We start from the raw sequence: 6,113 nt of genomic DNA on the forward strand, positions 1-6,113 counted from the left end.
TTCCTTAAAACACAAAAGGCACTTAAATTAAGCGCCTTTTGTGTTTTAATCTTATCTATAAGCCGACATACTGGCTTCCTTGTCTAACACCTCTACTTTCAAGTCCTTTATCGATATGCGACTGAATCTTAGACTTCGGAAAGCCCCAGTTTGGTGCAATCAGCAGTTCTTTATCGGCAATACCGAAGATACGTTGGATAACAATATCTGGACGCAACAAAGGTATAAAACGACTTAAAAATTCTGTGTATTCATCAATAGTGAACAGCTTGAATGGCTCTTTCTTGAACTTTACGCCCATGATGGAACCTTCTACAATATGGAGGTGGTGTAGTTTTACAAACTTTATACCGGGGTGTTTATTGATCTCATGTGCATAGGCTAACATCATCTCTTCGCTCTCCCATGGGAAACCAAAAATAGTATGTACGCACAGGTCTAACTTCGTGCCTTCCAACATTTTCATCGCTGACTCGAACTCATCATGCGAACAGCCACGGTTTATACGCTCTAGGGTCTCATTATAGATGGACTCCATACCCATTTCTAGGTCTACATGTAAACGGTCGGTGTAGGACTCTAAAAGGGCTATCTTCTCAAAGTCCAAACAATCCGGACGTGTGCCTACCGAAAGACCTACTGTATTCTCAGGATCAATACTCAAGGCTTCGTCATACATCATCTTCAACAGATGTGTAGGTGCATAGGTATTGGTATTCGGCTGGAAATAGATAATAAACTTCTCTGCACCATAGGAATTACGTGCGCGCTCAATTCCGTTGAGTACTTGCTCACGCATAGATGGTATTTTGCGGGCTGTATCTGGCGTGAAGGAGTCTACATTGCAGTAGGTGCAACCGCCATAGCCTTTACTACCGTCACGGTTCGGACAGGTAAAGTTGCCATCTACAATTACTTTGAAGACTTTCTGTCCGTCATATTTATTTCTTAAGTAAGCACCATAATAGTTATACGGTTTTACGCCATTGTCTAGTTCTGTCCTCATGCGGTTGCAAAGTTACGTTTTTTTTAATCGAGGATTTGTTTTTGATTTGTCTGTTTTCAGATGTTAAGGATGGAAGGTTTCCTTTGCTTATATAAGTTATCGTCCTGGTTTGCAACGGAGAGGCTGGAGGATAGCGTTTTCTTCTTGCGGAATTTGCTACACTACGATTTAACGCAGCAGATGCATAGGCCTTCTTCTTAACAACTGCAAGATTCAGTTCTTTTTTGCAGTTCTGTTTTGCACTTTCCTTTCTATGTTGTCATGCTGTCCTTCGACAGGCTCAGGATGAAAAGTCGAAGTGTTTGTTTAGAAAGGTTTATTTGCACAATCCATCGTCCTCGTTTGCAACGAGGATGCTGGAGGATAGCGTTTGCAACGCTGAGTAAAGTCTTTTTCTTAATTATAGTACATGTCCTTAGCCAGGACTCTGCTTCACCCTTTTCCTTAATGAAAAGTGTGGCAAAAATCAAGGCTGGCATACGCTGCTATATACACTTGTAAATTCCGGAACAAAACGAACTCGCTCCGCTCAGACAGAGTTTTGCTCTTGCGGAATTTACGGCACTACGATTTTACGCAGCAGATGCCTAGGCCTTCTTCTTAGCAACTGCAAGTCATTGCTGTTTTTAAAACATATCTTTCTTTTGTAGTTCCCCATCCCAAGTTGTCATGCTGAGCTTGTCGAAGCATCGTTTAGAAAAATTTATTTGCACTGTTTATCGTCCTCGTTTGCAACGAGGATGCCGGAGGATAGCGTTTGCAACGCTTATTGAAGGCTTTTGCTTAATTATAGTGCGTGTCCTTAGCCAGGACAGGGCTTCACCCTTTTCCTTGATGAAAAGGGTGGCAAAAATCAAGGCTGGCATACACTGCTATCTTCGCTTGTAAATTCCGGAACAAAACGAACTCGCTACGCTCAGACAAAGTTTTGCTCTTGCGGAATTTACGGCACTACGATTTTACGCAGCAGATGCCTAGGCCTTTTTTCCTTTCTACCTACTTTCCTCTGGTGTAGGGTCCATCCCAAGTTGTCATGCTGAGCTTGTCGAAGCATCGTTTAGAAAGGCTTATTGCACTGCCTATCGTCCTCGTTTGCAACGAGGATGCCGGAGGATAGCGTTTGCAACGCTGATTGAGGTCTTTTTCTTAATTATAGTACGTGTCCTTAGCCAGGACGGGGCTTCACCCTTTTCCTTGATGAAAAGTGTGGCAAAAATCAAGGCTGGCATACGCTGCTATCTACACTTGCAAATTCCGGAACAAAACGAACTCGCTGCGCTCAGACAGCGTTTTCTTCTTGCGGAATTTACGGCACTACGATTTTACGCAGCAGATGCCTAGGCCTTCTTCTAGCAGCTGCAAGATTCAATCTTTTGCAGCTCATTTTCCTTTGCACTTCCTTTTCCAAGTTGTCATGCTGTCCTTCGACAAGCTCAGGATGAAAAGCCGAAGCATCATTTAGAAAGGCTTATTGCACTGCCTATCGTCCTCGTTTGCAACGAAGATGCTGGAGAATAGCGTTTGCAACGCTTATTGGAGTCTTTTGCGTAATTATAGTGCGTGTCCTTCGCCAGGACAGGGCTTCACACTTTTCCTTGATGAAAAGGGTGGCAAAAATCAAGGCTGGCATACGCTGCTATCTCCATTTGTAAATTCCGGAACAAAACCAACTCGCTGCGCTCAAACAGCGTTTTGCTCTTGCGGAATTTGCTACACTACGATTTAACGCAGCAGATGCATAGGCCTTCTTCTTAGCAAAGCAAATTAGTTATGTTTTGCGGCTCATTTTTCTTTTGTATAAAGCTATTCAGGTTGTGATGCTGTACTTCGACAGGCTCAGGATGACAATTTGCAGTATCGCTTAGGAAGGTTTAAGTCTGCTATATAAGGAATACGTGCTTTACTTAAAATAAGGTGTAGCTATAGCTGTTGTAGTTACAGCATGGGGACTGCTTGCTGCTGTCTGGTGATTGGGGAAAAGTTAGTACAAACAAAAAGCCCCTCCAGTTTCCTGAAGGGGCTTTGTTTAAAATTAGGCACCGACCTACTCTCCCACCTGTTACGGCAATACCATCGGCTCTGGCGGGCTTGACTTCTCTGTTCGGAATGGGAAGAGGTAGACACCGCCGATATAGGCACCTGAATATCTTGATAAATAATGACACATTATATCAACCTATTAAGGGTCTGCATTATTTAATTGACAATACTGGAAGAAAGAAGAGTAACAAAGAAGAAAACAACAGTGTTTCTATCGCTGTAGAAAGCTTCGGGCTATTACCGGACGTGTGCCTACCGAAAGACCTACTGTATTCTCAGGATCAATACTCAAGGCTTCGTCATACATCATCTTCAACAGATGTGTAGGTGCATAGGTATTGGTATTCGGCTGGAAATAGATAATAAACTTCTCTGCACCATAGGAATTACGTGCGCGCTCAATTCCGTTGAGTACTTGCTCACGCATAGATGGTATTTTGCGGGCTGTATCTGGCGTGAAGGAGTCTACATTGCAGTAGGTGCAACCGCCATAGCCTTTACTACCGTCACGGTTCGGACAGGTAAAGTTACCATCTACAATTACTTTGAAGACTTTCTGTCCGTCATATTTATTTCTTAAGTAAGCACCATAATAGTTATACGGTTTTACGCCATTGTCTAGTTCTGTCCTCATGCGGTTGCAAAGTTACGTTTTTTTTAATCGAGGATTTGTTTTTGATTTGTCTGTTTTAAGATGTTAAGGATGGAAGGTTTCCTTTGGTTATATGAGTTATCGTCCTGGTTTGCAACGGAGAGGCTGGTTCTGAGCGTTTGCAACGCTGAGTAAAGTCTTTTTCTCAATTATAGAACGTGTCCTTAGCCAGGACGGGGCTTCACTCTTTTCCTTGATGAAAAGGGTGGCAAAAATCAAGGCTGGCATACGCTGCTATCTTCACTTGTAAATTTCGGAACAAAACGAACTCGCTACGCTCAGACAGCGTTTTCTTCTTGCGGAATTTACGGCACTACGATTTTACGCAACAGATGCCTAGGCCTTTTTCCTTTCTACATACTTTCCTCTGGTGTAGAGTCCATCCCAAATTGTCATACTGAGCTTGTCGAAGCATCGTGCTAGAAGGACTTACTCCTAATATATAAGGAAGGCTTATTTACACAGTCTATCGTCCTCGTTTGAAACGAGGATGCTCGAGAATAGCGTTTGCAACGCTGATTGAAGGCTTTTGCTTAATTATAGTACCTGTCCTTAGCCAGGACGGGGCTTCACCCTTTTCCTTGATGAAAAGGGTGGCAAAAATCAAGGCTGGCATACGCTGCTATCTCCCCTTGTAAATTCCGGAACAAAACCAACTCGCTGCGCTCAAACAGCGTTTTCTTCTTGCGGAATTTTCTACACTACGATTTACGCAGCAGATGCCTAGGCCTTCTCTTCTTAGCAACGGCAAGTTAGTTAGGTGTTGCGGCTCATTTTTCTTTTGCAGCAACCTCTCCAAGTTGTCATGCTGAGCTTGTCGAAGCATCGTGTTAGAACGATGTAAAACGTTGAGACAAATCTAGATAATTGTAGGTTTAAATGAGAAAGTAGATTGATAAAGTATATATTAGAATGATTACTTGCTATGGCACGCTAGTTCTCACCGTTTATTTGCACTGTCTATCGTCCTCGTTTGCAACGCTTATTGAAGTCTTTTTCTTAATTATAGTACATGTCCTTAGCCAGGACGGGGCTTCACACTTTTCCTTGATGAAAAGTGTGGCAAAAATCAAGGCTGGCATACGCTGCTATCTCCCCTTGTAAATTCCGGAACAAAACGAACTCGCTCCGCTCAGACAGAGTTTTGCTCTTGCGGAATTTACGGCACTACGATTTTACGCAGCAGATGCCTAGGCCTTCTTCTTAGCAACTGCAAATTAGTTATGTTTTGCACCAACCCATCTAGGTTGTCATGCTGTCCTTCGACAAGCTCAGGATGACAAGTCGAAATATCGTCTTAGAAAGGGGGACTCCTATATAGTAAGGAATACCAGATTTGCTACTGTTCGCTAGTTCTCTCCGTTTGTTTGCACTGCCTATCGTCCTCGTTTGCAACGAGGATGCGGGAGGATAGCGTTTGCAACGCTGATTGAGGTCTTTTTCTTAATTATAGTACGTGTCCTTAGCCAGGACACGGCTTCACACTTTTCCTTGATGAAAAGCGTAGCAAAAATCAAGGCTGGCATACGCTGCTATCTACACTTGTAAATTCCGGAACAAAACGAACTCGCTGCGCTCAGACAGAGTTTTCTTCTTACGGAATTTTCTACGCTACGATTTTACGCAGCAGATGCCTAGGCCTTTTTTTCCTTTTCACCTACTTTCCTCTGGTGTAGGGTCCATTCCAAATTGTCATGCTGAGCGTGTCGAAGTATCGTTTAGGAAGGTTTAAGTCTGCTATCTAAGAAATACGTGCTTTACTTAAAATAAGGTGTAGCTATAGCTGTTGTAGTTACAGCATGGAGACTGCTTGCTGCTGTCTGGTGATTGGGGAAATTAGTACAAACAAAAAGCCCCTCCAGTTTCCTGAAGGGGCTTTGTTTAAAATTAGGCACCGACCTACTCTCCCACCTGTTACGGCAATACCATCGGCTCTGGCGGGCTTGACTTCTCTGTTCGGAATGGGAAGAGGTAGACACCGCCGATATAGGCACCTGAATATCTTGATAAATAATGACACATTATATCAACCTATTAAGGGTCTGCATTATTTAATTGACAATACTGGAAGAAAGAAGAGTAACAAAGAAGAAAACAACAGTGTTTCTATCGCTGTAGAAAGCTTCGGGCTATTAGTACTACTCGGCTTTGGTCTCTCAACCTTTACACCTATAGCCTATCAACGTAGTCATCTCCTACGACCCTATAAGGAAGTCTCATCTCGTGGCTAGTTTCGCACTTAGATGCTTTCAGCGCTTATCTATTCCGAACGTAGCTACCCTGCCGTACACCTGGCGGCATAACAGGTTCACCAGCGGTTCGTCCAACCCGGTCCTCTCGTACTAAGGTCAGATCCACTCAAACTTCCAACGCCCACAACAGATAGGGACCGAACTGTCTCGCGACGTTCTGAAC

Annotated in this window: 1 protein-coding gene, 3 rRNA genes and 1 pseudogene; all 5 read right to left on the reverse strand. The window is 43.4% G+C overall.

Going from position 1 to position 6,113, the window contains the following annotated elements; translation table 11 throughout:
• Nucleotides 1-55 precede the first annotated feature (55 nt).
• Nucleotides 56-1,006, reverse strand: coding sequence for a TIGR01212 family radical SAM protein (locus WH223_RS07400; RefSeq protein WP_340046909.1), 951 nt, complete (start codon nucleotides 1,004-1,006; stop codon nucleotides 56-58).
• Nucleotides 1,007-3,037: 2,031 nt separating this feature from the next.
• Nucleotides 3,038-3,149, reverse strand: a 5S ribosomal RNA gene (gene rrf, locus WH223_RS07405).
• 138 nt (nucleotides 3,150-3,287) lie between these two features.
• Nucleotides 3,288-3,680 (reverse strand): annotated as a pseudogene (locus WH223_RS07410) (TIGR01212 family radical SAM protein); the annotation flags it as partial.
• Between the two features lie 1,904 nt (nucleotides 3,681-5,584).
• Nucleotides 5,585-5,696, reverse strand: a 5S ribosomal RNA gene (rrf, locus tag WH223_RS07415).
• Between the two features lie 114 nt (nucleotides 5,697-5,810).
• Nucleotides 5,811-6,113: ribosomal RNA gene (locus WH223_RS07420) — 23S ribosomal RNA — on the reverse strand; the annotation flags it as partial.

Source organism: Sphingobacterium sp. MYb382 (assembly GCF_037572665.1).
Classification (GTDB): domain Bacteria; phylum Bacteroidota; class Bacteroidia; order Sphingobacteriales; family Sphingobacteriaceae; genus Sphingobacterium.